The organism is Halioglobus maricola, from assembly GCF_009388985.1.
GTDB lineage: Bacteria > Pseudomonadota > Gammaproteobacteria > Pseudomonadales > Halieaceae > Halioglobus > Halioglobus maricola.
The window spans coordinates 1,745,568-1,764,346 of record NZ_CP036422.1; the positions used below are offsets into that span (position 1 = coordinate 1,745,568).

16 protein-coding genes are annotated in these 18,779 nt (G+C 56.5%); 7 read left to right on the top strand and 9 right to left on the bottom strand.

The window, feature by feature from the left end; genetic code table 11:
• Positions 1-24: 24 nt before the first annotated feature.
• From EY643_RS07905 to ltaE, 3 genes are read left to right on the top strand one after another with little or no spacing between them, the layout of a single operon-like run.
• Positions 25-486, top strand: a complete 462-nt coding sequence (locus EY643_RS07905) for an Lrp/AsnC family transcriptional regulator (protein WP_240732860.1) — start codon at positions 25-27, stop codon at positions 484-486.
• A 39-nt stretch (positions 487-525) separates the two neighbouring features.
• Positions 526-1,254 (top strand): NUDIX hydrolase, encoded by a 729-nt coding sequence (locus EY643_RS07910; protein ID WP_152661687.1) that lies wholly within the window; start codon positions 526-528, stop codon positions 1,252-1,254.
• Positions 1,251-2,276, top strand: a complete 1,026-nt coding sequence (ltaE, locus tag EY643_RS07915) for a low-specificity L-threonine aldolase (RefSeq protein WP_152661688.1) — start codon at positions 1,251-1,253, stop codon at positions 2,274-2,276. Before EY643_RS07910 ends, ltaE begins: the two co-directional genes overlap by 4 nt.
• 2 nt (positions 2,277-2,278) lie before the next feature.
• Here ltaE and EY643_RS07920 read toward each other — a convergent pair whose 3' ends face one another.
• Positions 2,279-3,901 carry a GMC family oxidoreductase gene (locus tag EY643_RS07920; protein ID WP_205743180.1) on the bottom strand — a complete coding sequence of 541 codons (1,623 nt, stop codon included), beginning with the start codon at positions 3,899-3,901 and terminating at the stop codon, positions 2,279-2,281.
• Between the two features lie 100 nt (positions 3,902-4,001).
• Here EY643_RS07920 and EY643_RS07925 point away from each other — a divergent pair, with 100 nt between their 5' ends.
• Complete coding sequence (locus EY643_RS07925) at positions 4,002-5,087, top strand: glutathione S-transferase (protein WP_240732861.1); 1,086 nt, start codon at positions 4,002-4,004, stop codon at positions 5,085-5,087.
• Positions 5,088-5,096: 9 nt separating this feature from the next.
• On the opposite strand, the gene EY643_RS07930 is transcribed toward EY643_RS07925, so the two are convergent.
• The 3 genes from EY643_RS07930 to EY643_RS07940 are packed head-to-tail and all read right to left on the bottom strand — an operon-like array spanning position 5,097 to position 7,766.
• Positions 5,097-5,759: a DsbA family oxidoreductase gene (locus EY643_RS07930; protein ID WP_152661690.1), complete on the bottom strand. Its 663-nt coding sequence runs from the start codon at positions 5,757-5,759 to the stop codon at positions 5,097-5,099.
• Positions 5,756-7,228 (bottom strand): sodium:solute symporter family protein, encoded by a 1,473-nt coding sequence (locus EY643_RS07935; RefSeq protein WP_152661691.1) that lies wholly within the window; start codon positions 7,226-7,228, stop codon positions 5,756-5,758. Before EY643_RS07935 ends, EY643_RS07930 begins: the two co-directional genes overlap by 4 nt.
• Complete coding sequence (locus EY643_RS07940) at positions 7,215-7,766, bottom strand: gamma-glutamylcyclotransferase (RefSeq protein ID WP_205743181.1); 552 nt, start codon at positions 7,764-7,766, stop codon at positions 7,215-7,217. The genes EY643_RS07935 and EY643_RS07940 overlap by 14 nt, the downstream gene beginning before the upstream one ends.
• Positions 7,767-7,868: 102 nt before the next feature.
• Between EY643_RS07940 and EY643_RS07945 the strand changes: the two genes are divergently transcribed.
• The 3 genes from EY643_RS07945 to EY643_RS07955 are packed head-to-tail and all read left to right on the top strand — an operon-like array spanning position 7,869 to position 11,395.
• Positions 7,869-9,371: a hypothetical protein gene (locus tag EY643_RS07945; protein ID WP_205743182.1), complete on the top strand. Its 1,503-nt coding sequence runs from the start codon at positions 7,869-7,871 to the stop codon at positions 9,369-9,371.
• An 18-nt stretch (positions 9,372-9,389) separates the two neighbouring features.
• Positions 9,390-10,454: an amidohydrolase family protein gene (locus tag EY643_RS07950; protein WP_152661693.1), complete on the top strand. Its 1,065-nt coding sequence runs from the start codon at positions 9,390-9,392 to the stop codon at positions 10,452-10,454.
• Between the two features lie 35 nt (positions 10,455-10,489).
• Complete coding sequence (locus EY643_RS07955) at positions 10,490-11,395, top strand: haloalkane dehalogenase (RefSeq protein ID WP_152661694.1); 906 nt, start codon at positions 10,490-10,492, stop codon at positions 11,393-11,395.
• 10 nt (positions 11,396-11,405) lie between these two features.
• Here EY643_RS07955 and EY643_RS07960 read toward each other — a convergent pair whose 3' ends face one another.
• The 5 genes from EY643_RS07960 to EY643_RS07980 are packed head-to-tail and all read right to left on the bottom strand — an operon-like array spanning position 11,406 to position 18,766.
• Positions 11,406-12,212 carry an enoyl-CoA hydratase/isomerase family protein gene (locus EY643_RS07960; protein WP_152661695.1) on the bottom strand — a complete coding sequence of 269 codons (807 nt, stop codon included), beginning with the start codon at positions 12,210-12,212 and terminating at the stop codon, positions 11,406-11,408.
• 14 nt (positions 12,213-12,226) lie between these two features.
• Positions 12,227-13,987, bottom strand: a complete 1,761-nt coding sequence (locus tag EY643_RS07965; protein ID WP_152661696.1) for an acyclic terpene utilization AtuA family protein — start codon at positions 13,985-13,987, stop codon at positions 12,227-12,229.
• Positions 13,980-15,956 carry an acetyl/propionyl/methylcrotonyl-CoA carboxylase subunit alpha gene (locus EY643_RS07970; RefSeq protein WP_152661697.1) on the bottom strand — a complete coding sequence of 659 codons (1,977 nt, stop codon included), beginning with the start codon at positions 15,954-15,956 and terminating at the stop codon, positions 13,980-13,982. Before EY643_RS07970 ends, EY643_RS07965 begins: the two co-directional genes overlap by 8 nt.
• A 13-nt stretch (positions 15,957-15,969) precedes the next feature.
• Positions 15,970-17,595: an acyl-CoA carboxylase subunit beta gene (locus EY643_RS07975; protein ID WP_152661698.1), complete on the bottom strand. Its 1,626-nt coding sequence runs from the start codon at positions 17,593-17,595 to the stop codon at positions 15,970-15,972.
• A 19-nt stretch (positions 17,596-17,614) separates the two neighbouring features.
• Entirely contained in the window at positions 17,615-18,766 is a 1,152-nt protein-coding gene (locus EY643_RS07980) for an acyl-CoA dehydrogenase family protein (protein ID WP_152661699.1), read from the bottom strand.
• Between the last annotated feature and the right edge of the window lie 13 nt (positions 18,767-18,779).

The window sequence follows — 18,779 nt, forward strand, 5'->3', positions numbered from 1 at the left end:
GTTCATTTTTGGAGAAAAATAACCGTGAAACTCGAGAGACAGGAAAAAGATATTCTACGGACGCTGCAGCAGGATGGCCGGATGTCCAACGTTGAGTTGGCGGAATCGGTGGGGCTGTCGGAATCGCCCTGCTATCGGCGAGTGCGCGCTCTGGAAGAGGCTGGCGTGATCGAGGGCTATGGTGCAAGAGTGGACCGGAGATCTATCGGCCTGCAGGTCACTGCGTTTGTGCTGGTGGCGCTGGAGACACAGGACGACCGCAAGCTGGCGAAATTTCTCTCTGCGGTGGAGGCCGAGGAGTACATAGTGGAGGCGCATGCCATGAGTGGTTCCCATGATTTCCTGTTGAAAACGGTGGCGCGCAGCATGGAGCACTTCTCGGAGCTGGCGATGAATCGAATTCTCAAGATTCCAGGGGTAAAGAATATCGAGACAAATTTCAGCCTGCGCGCCGTTAAAGAAAACGCGCCTTTACCGTTATCATAGGGTCAACCAGGTATCTGTCCGGAAAGAATTGAAAACGCTATGAAACAGAAGAATATCTCCGAGTTCGCCAGACGAATTTCCAAGGGCTCTGATTTCGGTGAACCGACTGAGCTGATCCCCGCTGCCACTGTGATTCTGCTGCGCGATGCTGATGGCGGCGTGGAAACCCTGATGTTGCGTAAGAATTCCAAAATCGCATTTGGTGGCATGTGGGTGTTTCCCGGCGGCCGAATTGATGATGACGACGGTTCTCCCGAAGATGAGATGGAGCATCGGGCGCGGATCGCTGCTGCCAGAGAAGCCATGGAAGAAGCGTCTGTGGAAGTGGCTCCTGCTGAAATGACCTGGATTTCACACTGGACGCCGCCCGCCATGGGGAACCGGCGCTTTAACACCTGGTTTTTTGCGACGTCCGCACCCCGCGGCGAGGTGACCATAGACGATGGAGAGATTACCGAGAGCCAGTGGGTTACCGGTTCTGAGGCGCTGGCTCAGCATGCCGCCGGGGACATCGAGTTGGCTCCACCGACCTATGTCACACTCAGCCTGCTAGCCAGATATACCTGTGTCGCTGACGCAATGGCGTCGCTGGAACCGATGAAACCGCGCCACTATGTCACCAAGATCGTCGCCAGCGGCGACGACCTGGTCGCGATGTGGGAGGGCGATGTTGGCTATGAATCAGGAGATGCGCAAATGTCGGGCGTTCGTCACCGCCTGGTAATGTCCAAAGATGGCTTTGAACTTGATGAATCGGGGGCTGTATGAGTCATTTAGTCGCAGATTTTCGCAGCGATACCGTTACGCGACCATGCCCGGGCATGAAGAAGGCCATGGTGGAGGCCGAGCTGGGTGATGATGTCCTCGGGGACGATCCCACGGTGATGCAGCTAGAGCAGGCACTGGCCAGGCAGGCGGGTAAGGAGGCGGGATTGTTTCTGCCCAGTGGTACCCAGAGCAACCTGGTCGCGCTGATGGCCCACTGTGAGCGAGGCGATGAGTATATCGTCGGTCAGGACGCTCACACCTATAAATATGAAGGCGGCGGCGCAGCGGTACTAGGCAGTATTCAGCCCCAGCCAATAGAGTTCGAGCCGGATTCAACTCTGGATCTACTTAAGGTGAGGGCAAAAATTAAAGCTGATGACAGTCACTTCGCGAATACCCGCTTGCTCTGCCTGGAAAACACCTGTTCCGGGAATGTGCTGCCGCTGGCATACCACGGTGAAGCTCGCGCATTGTGTGACGAACATGGCCTTGGGCTGCATCTTGATGGAGCCCGGCTGTTCAATGCCCTGGTAAAGCAAGATGTATCACTGGCGCAGATTAGCCAGCATTACGACAGCGTATCGTTGTGTTTGTCCAAGGGCCTGGGTACGCCTGCCGGCTCAGTGCTGGTAGGCGATGCTGATGTGCTGGCCAAAGCACGGCGCTGGCGTAAGGTGTTGGGGGGCGGGCTGCGCCAATCAGGTATGTTGGCAGCTGCAGGGCTTTACGCACTCGAGCACAATATCGCACGACTCGCTGATGACCACAGCAATGCCCGGCGCCTGGCCGAGGGCCTGGCTGCGATTCCGGGTGTCTCCTGTGATCCCGCGGCAGTCCAGACCAATATGGTGTTTGCGATGATTGACGACCCTGCGCAGGCGAAACCGTTGGAAGATTTTCTTCGGGATAACGGAGTGCTCACGCTAGGGGGGCAGGTGTTGCGGCTCGTGACGCATAAAGATGTAAACGAAGCAGGGGTAGAGCGAGCGCTGGTATTGGTCGCCGAGTTTTTTTCGAGCTAGCGTTATTCTCCAGACAGAATAAATTCAGCGCCTTTCTCTGCAATCATTACCGTTGGGGCATTGGTATTCCCTGAAACGATTGTTGGCATGATCGAGGCATCAATGACTCGCAGGCCATCTATGCCGTGCACGCGCAGCCGGTCATCAACCACCGCCATCGGGTCGCTGCCCATCTTGCAAGTACCCACCGGATGAAAAATCGTCGTGCCCAGGTCACCGGCGGCCCGTGCCAGTTCCTCCTCGGTTTCAATGTCCGGCCCAGGTTTCAATTCCTCGGGTGCAAAGGGTTTTAGCGCTTCACTGGCCATAATCCGGCGAGTGAATTTGAGGCCCTCTGCTGCGGCCTTGCGGTCTTCAGCGGTGGAAAGGTAGTTCAGTTTTATCTCCGGTGGGTCTTCCGGGGCTGCACTCTTGATACGGATGTGGCCTCGGCTGGTAGGGCGAAGGTTGCACACAGAGGGGGTGATTGCATTGAATTTGTGCAGTGGCTCGCCGAACTTGTCCAGCGATAGCGGCTGCACATGCCATTCCAGATCCGGTGTCGCGAGCGTCGGGTCGCTTTTGGCAAAAGCGCCCAGTTGCGAAGGCGGCATGGTGAGCGGCCCGGTCCTGAATAAAAGGTACTGCAGGCCCATCTTCGCTTTACCCCAAAGAGAATGGTAGAGCGTATTCAGCGTTTTGGTGTTGCTCACCTGATAGACCGTTCTGATTTGCAGATGGTCCTGCAGGTTCTCGCCGACACCGGCCAGCTCCTGCTTAACTTCGATGCCGTGCTGCTCCAGTAAGGCGCGGGGCCCAATGCCCGATAATTGCAAAAGTTGGGGTGAGCCAATGGAACCCGCTGCGAGAATCACCTCACTGCGCGCTTTGAATACCTGTTCATCCCCGCCAGCAACGCGGGCTCTGATGCCTGTCGCTCGCATCTTGCCTTCGACCTGGCTGAGTTCCAGCCCCTGGACCATGGCCTCGGTTAACACTGTGAGGTTGGCGCGTGGCTTTGCCGGGTTCAGAAATGCGTGGGCCGCACTGCAACGCCGGCCCTGCCGCTGTGTCATCTGGAAGTAGGCAGTGCCGAGGTTGTCCCCCCGGTTGTATTCCTCGATTTTGGGGATGCCGCACTCACTGGCGGCATCTTGCCAGGCGTCGAGGATATCCCAGCTGACTCGGCGTTCTTCTACTCGCAGCTCGCCATCTGCGCCGTGGTACTCGCTGGCACCATGCTGGTAGTTCTCGGATTTCCTGAATACCGGGAGTACGTCGTCCCAGCCCCATCCGCGATTGCCAGACTCAGCCCACTGGTCATAGTCGTGTTGTTGTCCGCGCATGTAGATCATGGCATTGATGGAAGAGCAGCCTCCGAGCACTTTGCCCCTGGCGTAGCCCAATGAGCGGCCGTTGAGACCGTCTTCCGGCTCGGTTTCGAAGCACCAGTCCGTGCGCGGGTTGCCGATGGTGTACAGATAGCCCACCGGTATATTGATCCAGAAGTAGTCGTCTTTACCGCCAGCCTCCAGTAGTAACACCTGCTTTTCTGCATCTGCGCTAAGTCGATTTGCCAGTACGCAGCCCGCGGTGCCCGCGCCTACAATGATATAGTCATATTCATGCATGCAGACATTGTGCATGGAATCATGCCGCAGGCAAAGTTTCTGCGAGCTTGCCAAAATGTGTCACGGCAAAACAATAACGACGACAATGCGCGCCAGCTCGAGGACGCCTAAAATCATGCTGAAACTCTATGGTTCCAACATTTCCTACTTCACCGGCAAGATGGAAAATTATTTTCGACTGCGGGAAATGCCCTATGAATTGCAGAGTATGTGCTATCCGCAGGACGGCAAGCTATTAGAGCGGGAGGTGGGCGTCAGCCAGATGCCCGCAGTACAACTCGACGACGGGCGCTGGTTGACCGATAGCACTAAAATGATCGAGTGGTTCGAGGCACAGCAGGATACGCCCGGAGTACTGCCAGCTGACCCGGTACAGGCATTCTTATGTTTACTGCTGGAGGATTGGGCCGACGAGTGGTGGTGGCGACCGGCTATGCACTATCGCTGGCACTATGCAGAGGGCGCGCGCTTCGCTTCCTATCACCTCGCAGATGAAGTCCTCGGGGGTATGCAAGGCCCGCAGTGGCTCAAAGCCCTGGTGCTCAGGCGGCGTCAGCGCGGAGGCTATACAACTGGCGACGGCATAACAGCTGAGAATGTCGCTGCGATAGAAGCCGATGTTGCGAACTTGCTCGGCCATTTGCAGGGTATTTTCAGCGCCAGACCGTTCCTGCTGGGGGATCGGCCTTCATTGGCAGACGTCGGTTTCTCCGGCCCCTTTTTTCGTCACTTTGCGCTCGATCCTGTGCCACTGGAATTAATCAGGCAGCGGGCACCCGCGGTACTGGAGTGGGTGGCGAGGTTATGGAATACACGCTTGGCGGATTGTCAGGGGCAGTGGCTGGAGGGTGTGCCGGAGGATTTTGGCCCCTTACTCGATATGATTGGCAGGAGTTATCTCCCGTATCTCTGTGCCAACGTAGACGCAGTCAATGAGGGTAAAACACGGTTTGATGCAGAGATCGATGGCGTCGTGTTTAAACAGGCTCGATACTCGCATTATCGCGTGTGGTGCCTGCAGCAGCTGCGCGATCACTTTAATGCCATGCCCACGGGCGCGCAAACATCAGTTCAGTTGTTGCTGGAGAGGCATGGTTGTTGGGAACCGCTCTGGCGGAAGCAGGAATTGCCCCTGCTGCCTGGGCAGGAGTCTGAGCTGCCATTCAGAGCACAGACCAAGATGGTCGGGGTCAATGAGTAGCCCCGGGCTTCACTCGCTTGCCTTGATGCGCTCCAGTACGCGAACAAAGGTTTCCGCTTCCTGTGCACCGGGCACCTGAAATTTTTTGTTGAAGAAAAAGGTGGGTACAGCGTGTACGCCGTTGTCGAGCCAAGTATCCAGCTCCTCTCTCACAAGCTCGGCGTAGCGCCCGTCTTGTAGCACCGCCAGCGCCTCTTTTTCAGATAGACCCGCGCGAGCGGCCGCGGCGGAGAGCACAGTGAAATCACTGACATCCTCCCTCTGGGTGAAAAACGCAGCGAAGAGTTCCAACTTGAGTTCGGTTTGTTTTTGCATCGTTCGGGCCCAGTGCAGCAGCTGGTGTGCGCTGAAGGTGTTGACCATGCGCATGTCATCGGCGTAAGCAAACGTGAAGCCCAGCTCGGTACCGAGTTCGGTCATCCTGGCGCGCGCGGCCTTGCTTTGTTCCGGGGTAGTGCCGTATTTCTGGATCACATGCTCGCGCAGGTCCTGACCTTCTGGCGGCATGTAAGGGTTGAGCTCAAATGGATGCCACTCTATCTCAGCATTGAACTGCCCTGACATGCTCTCAAGGGCCTTCAATAACTGTTTGTAGCCGATGATGCACCAGGGACAAACGACATCCGAGACAATGTCGATCTTCAAGTTCGGCGTTTTGGGACCGGGATTCATTGGCTGACCTCGTACTTCTTGTGACGTGACTTTATGAGCTGCACCAGCCCCAGGGTAGCCAAATTTCCCAGCAACGCCCAGAGACCACTGTGTACTGCCGGCGCGGGAGACATCTCGGGCCATAGGCGGAGCGCGATGGCTATGGCACAGCCCACGATAAGTCCGGCGAGCACAGAGCTCGATTGTAGCTTTGAGAAGCGGAGTCCTATCACCACAGCGGGAAACACCTGAATAACCAGCTCCAACTTCAGGACGAGCAGGGACCAGATGGTATTGGGGAGTACGATCGCCATGATGGCCATTACTGCCATCAATACCCAGGTAAGTCTGCGGCCGATCCGGTGCAGCTGATCCTGGGGGAGCTGAGGGTGGCGGCGGGCGATGAAATCCTTGTTGAGAATTGAGCCCATGGTCAGCAGCCCGGAATCTATGGTGGACATGATCGCTGCGACGGCAGCGCCAATGTAGAGCGCCAACAACCAGCTAAGGCTCAAGCCCGAACCTGAATCTGAGCCGGCGCCTAGAAGGTCTCCTATGGCAAAGATCACCACCTGCTCCGTTTCACTCCTGGTGAGATCCGGGAACCAGTCAGCCCCGCTGAAGCCAATCAAAAATAGGGGCAGGGTGGTTAACAGCGGCATGAAGAACATGAAGAAATAGGAGCGGCGTAAAACCGTAATATTTCTGGCGGCATAAATGCGCTGGATAGCCTGCGGGTATACCGCGGCGCCCAACGCAATCAGCAGCACGAGACTGATGAACTGGATTGTCGGGATAGGTTGCGAAAAGAACTCTCCAGTAACCTGAACCAGACGCGCGGGCTCATTCATTATGCCGTTATCGGTGCTGGTTAGCAGGAGCAGGAACACGACGAGGCTGCCAGCCATCAGCAGCAGGCCCTGGATCATATCGGTCCATATTACACCGCGCATCCCGCCCAGCGTTTCGTAGATCGCCATTATCACGCAGACCAGCACAATCGCCGGGGCAAAGCCAAGAGTGCCACCGCTGGCCGTGCTCAAAAGCAGGCCGATGGCCTTCAGATTACCAAGTATGAACGTGACCAAGACCACTACAAATACGGCGTTGACTGCGAATAGCAGAGGGGTGCTTCTGTAGCGCCACAGGATGAAGTCCCCCACGGAAATAAAGTTCTCCCGCTGCGCGATGCGCAACAGCCTGGGTGCGTAGAGCTGGTAGACCAGCACTATACTCATCACACCGACAATGAACGCGCCAGCCATGATGCCGTCGCGGTAAGCCTTGCCGGGCAGGGCGAAGAAACTATTGCCGCTGTACTGGGTGGCGTACAGGGTGAAGAAAAGGCTCATTGCGCCGAGTGAGCCCCCGGCAAGGTAATAGTCTTTCAGGCTCGACTCGCCGCTAGCTTGCTTCGCCAGCCAGCCGACCAGCAGGAGTGAAGTGAGGTATACAACGACCAGCGTGGTTCCAGTGTTATCCAGCGTCATGCTTGGCTCCGGCGTTGGAGGTCAGCAAGCGTCCCAGTTCAGCCACATGCGGGTCATCGTCTCCTAGTTCCTGAAGGGCGTCAGCCAGTTGCAGGACATAGTCACTGTTGCTGCCGCTCGGTCCGGACGAGCTGGCTATGTGGCTGGCCAGTTCATCCATCGGGGCCGGGCCAAGGTAGGCCGGGTTGTCACTGTCAGCGACATAGACAACGCCCTGCACCTCGGTATGACACTTGCGTAAGGTGATAGCGCCATCAAATCGTTGGTAGCCGTTCTTCTCCCGGTAGTCCAGGTGTTCAAAAACAGAGTGCTCGACGAGATAAGCGACGCCATGGCAGATATGGCCGGGGGCGGGAAGAAGGGTTACAACGCGCCCTGGTGCATCGGGAGTGCCTCGGTGATCGTGAGACCCCTGCCAGAAGCGACGCTGCCACCCGGTGATACTCGCGACTTCCCGTCGCAGGTAGGGGAAGTCGACCTTGTAGATCAAGGAACCATAGCCAAAGACCCAGGCGGGCTTGGGAAGGTCACGGTTCACTCTATGCCCATTAAAAAAGTTGTCCAACCTCGCTCCTGAGTTGACGCAATGACAGCTTGCGACTATAGCTCAATGATCATATTTCCCACAGGACTTCCGACCATGGTCAGATTGTTTCACCGTGTCACTAAAGTATTGGCGATAATAATGTTGTTGTCGCCACTGCATGCCGCCCAGGCCGCGATCGATAATGACGCAATCATGCAGCGATTGATGGCTCTGGAGGAAAATCAGCGTCGTCTCGAGCAAGAGTTGGCCCAGCGCGATGGCCGAATTGCTGAGCTGGAGCAGCGAGTAGGGCTTACTGATGAACATCTACAGTCAATCGATATCTCGTCAGACGGCGACAGCGCCGTACCTTCGGCGGATGTGGCGACGGGACAGCTGGCTTCCACGGAAGATTCAGTCATAGGCAGGTTTAATACCGGTGGGCGAGGTATCACGATCGCTGAGTCGCCCGAGGCAAAGTTGAATTTTAGCGCCTGGAGCTATGTACGCTATCTCAATCAGCGCGGTTTGAATGACGAATATACCGACAGTTTTGGCCGTGAGTTCGACATAGACAAACGCAATGATTTTCAGGTCAGCAAGGTTAATCTGACATTCTCTGGTTGGCTCTTCGATCCTGCGTTCCGCTGGATGTTTTATACCTGGACGTCCAATACCAGCCAGGGCGAAAGCGCTCAGGTCGTGGTCGCCGGCAATATGAAGTATCAATTCAACGACTATGTAGATGTTGGATTGGGGATTGACGCTCTGCCTGGCACCCGTTCCATGTCCGGGACCTTTCCACGTTTCCACAAGGTAGACAGCCGTGCCATGGCGGATGAATTTTTCCGCCCCAGTTACACGACCGGGATATGGAGCGCTGGCAAGATTACAGACAGGAGCCAATACAAACTCATGCTGGGGAACAATCTCTCGCAATTGGGTGTCAACGCGAACCGATTGGATGATGAGCTCAATACCTGGTCCGGGCGGGTTGACTGGATGCCTACGACCGGTGAGTTTGGCCCTCAGCGCGGCTTTGACGATTGGGAGATGCATGAGGATGTAGCGACGCTTTTCGGCATAGCTGCGACACGGAGCAAGGAAGATCGGCAGAGTCAGCCCGGTGAGGAAGACATTAATAACAGCCAGATAAGGCTCTCTGATGGTACCAGGATATTCGAGCCGGGTGCATTCAACACCAACGGCAGAATTAATCGAGCGACCTACGAGATGCTGGCAATGGATGCGGGTATGAAATACAAGGGGTTCTCGCTCATGGGCGAGTACTATTGGCGCTGGGTGTCTGACTTTGAGATAGACGGAGATATTCCCGTTGATGAGCTATATGACCATGGTTTCCAGATCCAGACGTCCTATATGTTCATGCCCAAATACCTGCAAGGTTATGTCGCAGGCTCCAAAATATATGGAGAGTACGGTGATCCATGGGATACTGCCGTTGGGATCAATTGGTTCCCCCTGCGAGAGCGACTGTTCCGGGTTAACTCAGAACTGGTTTACATGAAGGATTCGGCGGTTGGTTATTCGAGTATTCCCTATGCCGTGGGTGGCGATGGGGTTGCCTTCCACACCAACGTTGAAATGAAATTCTGACCGGGAGAATTTGACGCTATGAAATGGAAAATTTCGACGATGAAAAGAGCGGCCATGCTTGCCCTTGGGCTGGCTGTGAGCCCTGTCTCTGCACAGGATGACTATTATGACGCCCATGTGCATCTTACAAATTACATTCAGGAAGGGATCAGTGCGCGCCAGTATCTGGATGTTGTGGGTGAGCGGGTGCAGAGGTCAGTTCTATTCGGCATTCCACTGCAAATGCATTGGTCTCACCGTGTCACGGGTGAGGTCGCCCCGACGTACTATCTGGACGCAGATACAGCGCTCTACTACTACTCGTTTACAGACGCCTTCATCGCCCAGCAGTATCTGGGATTGACTGCACAGGAGCAGGCTCGATTTGAGCCGATGATTACCGGCTTTAACCCTGCAGATTCCTACGGCGCTGCACATATTCGCCGTGTCCTGCAAACGTTCCCCGGGGTATTTTCGGGAATTGGTGAGTTTACGATTCACAAAGAGTTTGTCTCTGCAAAAGTGGCGGGCGATGTTGCCAGCCTGATCGATCCTGCGATAGACAAGGTATTCGAGTTTTGTGCCGAATCAGGCCTTGTTGCAATTATGCATAATGACATTCAAATGCCATTTGCCAAGACCGACGCACGTCGATTCTATTTCGAGCAGGCCAAGGCATTGCTCGCTCGCCATCCCGACGCCACTATTATCTGGGCACATACCGGGCTCGGGCGGGTCGTCCAGCCACTTGAAGGGCACATGGCGCTGGTTGAGGAAATTCTGTCAGACCCCAGTCTTGCTCACGTCTATTTCGACATTTCCTGGAGTGAAGTCGCCAAGTATGTGGTGGAAACACCTGAAACGACGGAGTTGACGGCCAGACTGCTGGAGAAGTATCCGGATCGCTTCTTGATGGGTAGCGACAATGTTGCCCTGACAACGCCCGCCGAAAGCTTTGCGGTGTACGAGCAATACCGGCCACTCTGGGATCAACTGTCGCCGCAGACCAGCGAAATGGTGCGTAAACAGAACTTTGTTCGTATATTCGATGCCGCGTCGGCGCGAGTGAGAGCCTGGGAGCAAGCCAATCCGCTGGCCAAGTAGGTCTTATCGGTCACAGAATTGCACGGAGATAGTCTATGGAGTTGCTTAGAACGCCCGATGAATGTTTCAGCGGTCTGGCTGGTTACCCGTTTGCGCCCAATTACCTTCAGGCCGACGATACGGAAGGTGGCGAACTGCGTTTGCATTATCTGGACGAGGGCCCGGCGGAAGCGGAACCTGTACTGTTATTGCACGGCGAGCCTTCCTGGAGTTACCTCTATCGCAAGATGATTCCTGTGCTAGTGGCCGCGGGGCACAGGGTGGTCGCACCGGACCTCGTCGGCTTCGGCCGTTCGGACAAACCCACCCAGCGCACTGACTACACTTACGCGCGTCATGTCGGCTGGATGAAGATGGTTCTGGATCAATTGGGCTTGCGGGACATTACCCTGGTCTGCCAGGACTGGGGCGGCTTGCTCGGTCTGCGTCTCGTGGGAGAGAATCCTGATCTTTTTTCCAGAGTGGTGGCCGCCAATACCCTGTTGCCGACAGGAGATGAAGAACTCGGGGAGGCTTTTCTCAACTGGCGCAAATTTTCTCAGGAGGTCCCGGAATTTCCTACCTCTGGAATTATCCGTGGCGCAACAACAACTGAGTTGAGTGAGGCGGTTTGCGCAGGGTATGACGCACCTTACCCCGATGAGTCGTTCAAGGCCGGCGCGCGTCAGTTTCCTCTGCTCGTACCCGCCACACCCGATAACCCAGCGAGCGCTGCCAACCGCGCCGCATGGGAATCACTCTCGAACTGGCAGAAGCCTTTTCTTACTGCATTCAGCGATAGCGACCCGATTACCGCTGGATGGGACGATTTGATGCAGGAAAAAATTCCTGGGTGTGCAGGGCAGCCACATACGATTATTGAGAACGGTGGGCATTTCCTGCAGGAAGACCAGGGCGAGAAATTGGCCGAAGTCGTGGTCGACTTTATGGCCGCGAGCTAGCGGGTAGGGATTAGTCCCACTTCGGCTCGCGCTTCTCCAGAAAGGCGCCAATACCTTCTTTGGCGTCCGGACTCTTCAAACACGCATTCAGTTGCTCGCGCAGGTAGGGCAGGGCATCGTCGAAGTCCATGCCATCCTGAGCCGCGTATGCCGCCAGACCCATGCTCATGGAACCGGGTGCCAGGCTTGCAAGTTCAGTGGCCAGATCTGTGACATGTTTGTCCAGGGCCTCCGCGGGAACGGCCTCGTTGATGAGCCCCCAGCGCTGTGCTTGTTCAGAGTTGATTGGGTTGCCGCGCATAATAAAGTCCAGGGCGGCGCGCTGGGGCATTACCCGGAACAGGCCGCCCATCACCATAAACGGCCAAATGCCGCGTTTGATTTCCGGGGCGGAAAATTTCACGCCCTCGGCCGCAATAGCATGCGTCACATTGCACAGGAACAACAGGGCGCCAGCATAGAGGTTGCCGTGCACGCGGGCGATCGACGGTTTGTTGAGGTGGCGAAAGCGCAGGGCGATATCGTCGAGGTCTCCGCGTACCGGTACGGTAGAACGGGTCTCGATGGCTTTGCCGCTCATGGCAGCAAGATCGCCGCCGGCGCAGAAGATATCGCCGTTGGCTGCAAGTACTACAACGCGAACGCGCCTTTCCTGTTTGGCATAGTCCAGCGCATAGATGATTTCGGCTGCCATGGTGGGGCTAATGGCATTCTTGCGCTCAGGCCGATTGAGGCGGATGGTCAGCACGTGATCGGTTTCTTCTATTTCGACCGCCTCGAAAAAGAGGCCTTCCAACGAGAGTTGCTCGTCATTCATGTTGTTTTCCTTCTTCATTGCACCAGGCTTGCTGGGACATCGATCATTTTCGCGCGCAGGTATTCTCCCAGGGACTTGGCCTGCGGATCAGTGCGCACAGAGGAGGCTACGCCTTCCCCGAGTATGCCCTTGATAAAGAAATTCAGCGAGCGCACGTTTGCGAGCTCATAGCGAACCGTTTCGAATCCGGCTGTGTCGGGCATCAGGGTCTTCAGTCGTTCCACGGTGAGGTACTCGTGGAGAAAGCCATAGGCTTCATCCGAGGTGGCCCACACGCCGAGGTTGGCGCAACCACCCTTGTCGCCTGAACGTGTGCCGAAGAGACGTCCCAGCGGTATCCGCACGTGGTCGCCTGACGGAGCCGGAGCTATGGCTGCGGCAGGCGCCTCGTATTCGACCGTAGCCAATTGCAGTTGGTTGCTCGGTTTTACCGGGGTGACCTTATCGCCGATATGAACTTGTTCGACGATGTGCTTGCTGTCCACCAGGGCGGGCCAGTAGGCGAGGAAGCTGGCGCCATTGCCGATGGGTGTGGTTACGCCCAGGCCGGGAATGTTGGCCAGCGCAATTTCGATAAACCGTGCACTGAACAGGCGTCCGACCAGGTCTTTGTTGCGGGACTTGGCTATGATGCGCAGGCGAGCGAAGGCCTCCTCGTTCGTTTGCGGGTCTTCCTTGTCGCTGCGCACAAGCTCGATAGAGACATCATCGAATTGCTCCTTGCCGCCCACATTGCGGAAGAAGGTTTCGGTCAGAATTTCCGCCTTGGCTTCAATATCCAGCCCCGCTATCAGTACCTCAAAGCCGTTGCGATAGCCACCGAGGGTGTTGATGCAAACTTTGTGACTGGCCGGGGGAGAGGAGCCCTTGCAGCCGCTGACGTAAACACGGTCGTCACTTTCCTGGTTGATACTGAGGCTGTCGAAGTGGCCGATGACATCGGGGTTCTTGTACGCCGGATCGCCGATTTCATACAGCAGTTGGGCGGTTACCGTGCCTACCGAGACCAGACCCGCGGTGCCCGGATGTTTGGTGATAGTGAAGTTGCCGTTGGCTTCAATTTCAGCAATCGGGTAGCCAGGCTGATCGAAGCTGGGGACTTCCTGGAAGAATGCATAGTTGCCACCGGTGGCCTGTTGGCCGCACTCGATGACGTGACCCGCTGCCAGTGCGCCGGCCAGCGCATCGTAATCATCACGTTGCCAGTTGAATTTCCACGCAGCGGGGCCGATCACGACAGCAGCGTCCGTTACCCTCGGGCAAATGACGATATCGGCACCCTGGTCCAGCGCTTCCTTGATACCCCAGGCACCGAGGTAGGCATTGGCAGTGAGTAGGGTGTTTTTGGTGTCTGCCAGATTGACGCCAGTATCCATGTTGGTGAACGGCTCGCCGGCATTCTGCAGCGCCTCCATACGCGGAGCGAGATCGTCGCCATCGATGTAGGCGACCTTGACGTCCAGCTCCAGCTCCGCCGCGATGTCCTCTACCGCTGAGGCCATTGCCGAAGGGTTAAGGCCGCCTGCGTTACTGACTATCTTGATGTTTTTTTCGATGCAGGGTTTGAGCACTTCCTTTACTTGCTTCAGGAAAGTGCCTACGTAGCCGCCGGTATCACGCGTCATTTTCTGGCTGTAAAGAATGGCCATGGTGAGTTCGGCGAGATAGTCGCCGGTGAGAACATCGATAGGGCCGCCCTCTACCATCTCCTTGGCAGCTGAGAGCTTATCGCCGTAGAAACCACTGCAGTTGGCAATCTTGATGACATCACTCATCGCTTTGTTCTCCTTCTACAGTGGCAAGCAACTGTCTGGATTTAACCTGTTGGCCTGCCTCGCAGCTGATAGCGCTCACCGTGCCGCTGACGCCAGCCTTGAGAGCGTGCTCCATTTTCATCGCCTCAAGCACCACGAGGGTTTGGCCTGCCTCAACCGTGTCGCCCACCTGTGCCAGTACCGCCACAATGGCGCCATCCATGGAGGCTTTCACCTGGCCGTCCCCGGCGCCGCCTGCGGCAGCGGCTGGTTGGTAGGTTGTATCCTCAATGATGAAATGGCCAGTGCCGTCATCGATGTACAAGGTGTTGCCAGCAAAGGCAAAGCGCATGCTCTGACGGACACCGTCTTGAATGTAAACGCACTCACTCTCGTCAAAGTTCACCAGCGAGAGCGCGTAGCTGTTGTCACCACAGAGTATGTCAAAGTGATCGCCCCGACCCGCTATTGAAACAGTGGTGGGGGTGCCTTCGAAAGCGAGTTGATAGTTTGTCGCCGTGGCTGCCGGGTTGTGCCAGTTGGCTTCGCAGTCTCGCTCCCTGTTCAGGCCGCCTTGTAGATAAACCAGAGCAGCTTTGGCCAGTGTCGAGCCGGAGGGGGTGTTCTGGTCCATGCTCAAGTCGGTACTGAAGTGCTGTTCGATAAATGCGGTGGTTGCTTCCCCCGCGCCGAATACGGGGTGGCGTAAAACGTTTTCGAGAAAGCGTTTGTTGTTGTTTATGCCCAGCAGCTGGGTGTCCTGCACCGCGGACGCCAGCCGCCGGATAGCCTCGTTTCGATTGTCCCCAAAGGCGATGACCTTGGCGATCATTGGGTCGTAGAAAGGGCTCACCTGTTGGCCGGTCTGAATGCCGTGATCCATGCGCAACCCGGGGCGCTCCGGATACTCCCACAAGTGTGCTGTGCCTGTTTGCGGCATGAAATCATTGCGCGGATCTTCCGCATAGAGGCGCACTTCCACAGCGTGACCTGTCAGCTCTACCTGCTCCTGGCGCAGCGGCAGCTGTTCGCCCGAGGCGATCTTCAGCTGCCATGCCACCAGGTCGAGCCCGGTGATCATTTCAGTGACGGGGTGTTCTACCTGCAGTCGTGTGTTCATCTCGAGAAAGTAGAAGTTCTTCTCCTTGTCGACCAGAAACTCCACGGTGCCAGCGCCGCGGTAGTTGCACGCTTTGGCCGCGTTGACCGCCGCTTCACCCATGCGTTGACGCAAGTCGGGTTCGACAAAGGGGGAGGGCGCTTCTTCCACGACTTTCTGGTGCCGCCGTTGAATAGAGCAGTCGCGTTCACCGAGATAGATAGCGTTGCCGTGCTCATCGGCAAACACCTGGATCTCAATATGTCGTGGCTCCAGCACAGCCCGCTCCAAGATCAGCTCACCACTGCCGAAAGCAGTTTCTGCTTCTGAGCGCGCGGTGCGAATCTGCTCTGCGAGTTCATTCTGCTCGAGGACCAGCCGCATGCCACGACCACCGCCACCAGCGGAGGCCTTTACCATCAGTGGAAAGCCGATGTCTCCAGCTTTAGCGAGCAAAGTAGCGTCCGACTGGTCCGCGTCCTGATAGCCGGGGATGCAGGGAACGCCTGCCTCCATCATGGCGATTTTGGACAGCCGTTTGCTTCCCATCAGTTCAATGGCGTCGGCGCGTGGGCCAATAAATGTAATTCCGGCGGCTTCGCAGGCATTGGAGAAGGCGGCGTTCTCTGAAAGAAACCCGTAGCCCGGATGAATGGCATCGGCGCCGGTCTGTTTGGCCGCGGCGAGTATCTTGTCCGCGACAAGGTAGGACTCCCCGACGGCAGCAGGCCCTATGCAAACAGCCTGGTCGGCCTCACAGACATGCAGGGCGTCGGCGTCGGCCTCACTGTAGACGGCTACAGTGCGGTATCCCAGGTCGCGTGCTGTGCGTATAACACGTAGCGCGATTTCACCGCGATTGGCGATCAGTACTTTGGTGATATTGCTCATAGTTTATAAACTCTTACAGGCGACCGATGCCAAAGTTGTTGGTGTTTACGCTGCGCTCATCGCCTTCGCGGCAGACGCTGAGGACGAAGGCGACGACCGAGCGCGTGTCGGCCGGATCGATGATGCCGTCGTCCCAGATACGCGCGGTATTCGCCAGGGCATTGGAACGTGCCTCCATGTCCGCAATGGTTTCTCGCTCCAAGCCATCGATAAAGGCCACGGTCTCATCGTTTAATTCGCCACCGGAGCGAAGCACTTTGGCTTCGGCAACCTGTCGCAGTACGTTGCCTGCCTGGGCGGGCCCCATCACCGACACCACGCTGCGCGGCCAGGCGAACAGGAATCGAGGGTCCATTCCGCGGCCAGCCATGGCGTAATTACCGGCTCCGTAGGAGCCGCCGACGATGATAGTAATCTTCGGTACCGTGCAATTAGTCACGGCCTGGATGAACTTGGCGCCGTGTTTGATGATGCCTGCTTGTTCGGCCTCGGTACCAACAATGAAGCCAGTGGTGTTTGTCAGGAAGAGCAAGGGCGTGCCCGATTGTTCACACAGCTGGATGAATTGCCCAGCCTTGGCGGCACCTTTTGCCGTGATAGGGCTGTTGTTGGCGATGACTCCGCAGGGGTAGCCCTCGATCTCGATATGACCGCAGAGGGTGCCCTTGTCGACGTCGCCCTTGAATTCCAGAAAGTCGGACCCGTCAGCCACGCGAGCGATGACCTCGCGGATGTCGAAAGGTGTTTTGGGATCTTCCGGCACGATGCCGCGCATTTCTTCAGCACTATAGAGAGGGTTTTTATAGGTAACAGGGGCGCGTAGTGGCCGATGTTTGTTCCACCCCAGTTTGCCGGTGATATCTCGCGCAATACGAATGCCGTCAGCATCGTTTTCGGCCAAATAGTCATTGGTGCCTGCAACTTCACTGTGCATTTCTGCGCCGCCAAGCTCTTCGTCCGTGGCGATTTCTCCAGTGGCCGCCTTGAGGAGAGGTGGGCCTGCCAGGTACATGGTGGATTGTTTGCGTACGAGGATCAGGTAATCAGAGAGGGTGGGCTGGTAGGCACCGCCGGCGGTTGCACTGCCGTGCACCACGGTAATTTGCGGAATACCGGCGGCTGACAGGCGACACTGTTTGGCAAACAGTGAACCGGAATTGCCGAATATATCTCCAGCCAATTTCAGATTGCCGCCGCCACTTTGTGACAGATTCACCATAGGGAGTTTGTTTTCCATGGCGATATCCAGCATGCGCTTCCGCTTGTCTCCGCCCATGGGGCCGATGCTGCCGCCTTTGGTGAGGTAGTCATCTACTGCTACCACGCAGCGGACACCGCCTATGTAGCCAATACCGGCGATGTAGCTACCGCCGGCGCCGGAGCCGTCGGTGTCTTCATCTTGCATATATCCGGCCAGCGTCGATAGCTCGAGGAAGGGAGCGCCGGTATCCAGCAGAAGGCTCAATCGCTCGCGGGGAGGGATATAGCCTTTCTTGATGTAACGCGGCGCCTTGGCCTGGGCGGTTTCGATGACCTGGCGTTCGATACCGCGGAACTCGTCTACGGCAGCGCTCATCACTTTGAGGTTATTCTGGTAGGCCTCGCCCTGTGTATCCAGTAGAGATTCGATAACAGCCATAATATGTTCCTGTAAAGGTTTATCCCCGTGGCAAGATGCCCATCTTCTTGCAGATAATTCCCAGCATGACCTCGTCGGCACCGCCGCCGATAGATGTCAGACGGGTGTCTCGATAGGCCCTGGAAATCGGGTTGTCCCACATAAAGCCCTGACCACCCCAGTACTGCAGGCAAGCGTCGGTTACCTCGCGGCCCAGGCGGCCGGCTTTGAGCTTGGCCATGGATGCCTTGAGCGTCACGTCCTCTCCCGCTATGTAGCCTTCAACTGCAGCGTAGGTAAGCGCGCGCAGCGCCTCTACTTCAGATTGCAACTCGGCCATGCGGTAGTGGATTACCTGCTGGTCCAGTAGCGGCTTGCCAAAGGCAATGCGCTCGCGCGTGTATTCAATAGTGGCCTCGATACAGGCCTCCATGCCCTTGATGCCGCCGGCCGCAGCAAACAGCCGTTCCTCCTGAAATTGCATCATCTGGTACGCAAAGCCCATGCCCTCGTCACCAATGCGATTTGCTTGCGGCACGCGCACGTCGTCGAAGAAGATCTGTGCGGTATCGGAGGAGCGCATGCCGAGTTTGTTCAGCTTCTCTGAAAAGGAAATGCCGGGCGTGTTGGTGGGTACTACGATCAGGGATTTGTTCAGGTGCTTGTGGTCGCCGCCGGTGTTGGCAAGCAAGCAGAGGTAGTCCGCCTGGGTGGCATTGGTGATCCACATCTTGGTGCCGTTGATGACATAGTCGTCGCCGTCTTTCACGGCATTGGTTTTGATCGCGGCAACGTCTGATCCAGCGTGAGGCTCGCTCACGGCAATCGAGCAAACCGCATCACCGGCTACTGCCTTACTTAGAAATTCCTGCTTGATGTAGTCGCTGCCGAATTTTGCCATGGCAGGCGTTGCCATATCCGTCTGTACCCCGATAGCCATGGATACACCGCCACTGGCGATGCGGCCGAGCTCTTCCGAGAAGACGATCTGGTAGCTGTAGTCTAGTCCCATGCCGCCGTACTCGGTTGGCTTCGCGATGCCAAGTAAGCCGAGGTCACCCATCTTTTTAAACAGCTCATGGGCGGGGAAGATGCCATCTTCCTCCCACTGGTCGCAGTAAGGATTGATCTCCTTGTCAATGAACTGGGCGATAGTATTGCGGATGGCTTCGTGTTCTTCAGTCAAAAGCATTGTGGATATCTCT